Genomic DNA, 2,039 nt, shown 5'->3' on the forward strand with positions numbered 1-2,039 from the left:
GTTGCTCCGTCTGAACGATAGTAGTCAATGATTGAGGGGGTTAATGTTTCTATACCATCAAAAACACCTAACATTATCTGCTTTTCTTCATTAGATAGTGTTGTGGTTTGGGAAATTTCATCTTTGATTCCCTTTGTGGTTTCAGTAAGAGAATCAATTAGCTGTTGTTCTGTTAAGTTTTCTACGTTTGCATTAGTTGCCAATTGGTCTATTTCTGATTCAAACGTTGTTATATAGTCTTCTAAATTACTCCCAACATCTGCTCTTGGCACAAAAAAATATTCAGAAAAATCAAATCCTGTTGTTGATGTCTGAGCTGTCGAAAAACTAGCTTCTGTGAGTATCTGTGTATTTCTATTGATAAATGATGCAGGTTTATCGAAAGACATTGGAAAATTAGATGCCTTTTGTTTATTTTCGATAAACTCGAATAATTGGTCACTTGTCGATTTAAAGTTGCTAATAATTTTACCTTCTTTTTTTAAAGTGGTAAACTCTTCAAGATTTGCTTTAACTTCTTTGATTGAGGCGTTAATTTGATTACGCAAATCATTGTTGAGAATTTCTTCCGTATTTTTTTTACATGAAAAAAGAAATAAAGCAAGTCCGATAAATAAAAGATTTTTCATACTTAAAATTTTAAAGATTAGCTTTTTTGATTTACTGATTACGTAAAATGGAAAGAAAATTCCAAATCGTACGTTATTTTATACAAATCTATTTGTCTATGGGGCAACCTCATTGCCCTGAAACAAAAGAAATGTTAAAGTGTCCTTGAAATTTATAGAAATAGGATTTTCTATATTTGTCATAACAAATAGGAGCTCCTAGCGCCTTCATTACTGAGATATATTCTTTCGCTGTTCTTTCAGATACTCCAATTTTTTCTCCCAGCATTTTCGGTGAACCAGTTGAACGTTGGCTTATTAAATTATCGATGTAAATGAATGATTTAATGAAATTTCTAGGCATAGTTTTGGATGTTTACAAAATTGCAAATAACACTAAAAAGGAAGGGTTGTCAAGTCAAAAATTTATATATCAAGTATTAATATGTAAGGGCACTTTCCAATAATTACTTTACAATTCAAATGTAAAGGATAGAGTGAAATTATATATTAACAATTTTCGAGTAATGAATTAACAGACATGAAAGTATTACAAAGAGTATTACGGATTTCCGTAAATTTTTAGGTCCAGAAAATAGTTAATTGATTGATTATCATTAAAGGAATCAGCACGTTGCGGCTTTTTGCTGTTTTGTGCTGGTTTCTGATGGCGCCAAATCCGCCTATTTTTTATGCAATTGGTTGTTGCCCCATCACTATTTGCACTCTTATAAATAGCCGAGAATTTGGTAAGAGATGGCAACGAATGCTAATTGGGTAATATGCACTTCACCCAAGCATTTATCACCGGAACAGGGAGTTATATTTCCCATACAGCAAATGCTCCATGCGCATGTTTTACAGCAAATATATTTTTACTGAACATCAACAAAAGAATTCTACTCCACCGGAAAAATTATTCTGCAATTGCAACAGATCTCCGGTATTTAAGAACGCCCAAGCCCTCGGCAGCCATCAATTTGGGCATTTGCAAAAGAAAGCTGCATAAGTATTACATTTAAACCTGTCTCCGGTCTCGAGTTCAGACAAAAATTTCCGGTTTGATGCTATCGTCCCGGAATTTACTAAAACTTAATCTTCATTTTAACACCCCTCAAAAAGGCAAATCATCCAAGGGTTCTGTCACATCATTATCTGATGGCGTCGGTACCACTTCTGGAGGCGCTGCAACAGCCTCGTTTTTACTTCCAAGAAGTATTACAGAAGAAACCCTTAAGGTTAAGGAAGCGCCGGAGCGGCCATCCTGAGTAGTAAAAGCTCTTACATCAGGCTTGCCCTCAACAAATACTTGTGCACCTTTCTTAAGGTTTGGCAAAAGGCCTGTGCTTTCTGTCCACTGGCTACATTCTACCCAGGTTGTTTTGTCCTTAATGTTACCCTGGGCATCTTTATACCTTTCGGTAGATGCGA

The 2,039-nt window shown here is 35.1% G+C and carries 3 protein-coding genes; all 3 read right to left on the reverse strand.

The genetic code is table 11. The features are described from left to right. Window positions 1-629: hypothetical protein (locus ACOYLT_RS11690; RefSeq protein ID WP_422854015.1), on the reverse strand; the 629-nt coding region annotated here is incomplete at its 3' end. A 109-nt stretch (window positions 630-738) separates the two neighbouring features. After that, window positions 739-972, reverse strand: a complete 234-nt coding sequence (locus ACOYLT_RS11695) for a hypothetical protein (protein ID WP_422854016.1) — start codon at window positions 970-972, stop codon at window positions 739-741. A 750-nt stretch (window positions 973-1,722) separates the two neighbouring features. Beyond that, window positions 1,723-2,039, reverse strand: a 317-nt coding sequence (locus ACOYLT_RS11700; RefSeq protein WP_422854017.1) for a single-stranded DNA-binding protein, incomplete at its 5' end; no start/stop codon positions are given.

The sequence above is a fragment of the Flavobacterium sp. genome (assembly GCF_049318185.1).
Classification (GTDB): Bacteria; Bacteroidota; Bacteroidia; order Flavobacteriales; family Flavobacteriaceae; genus Flavobacterium.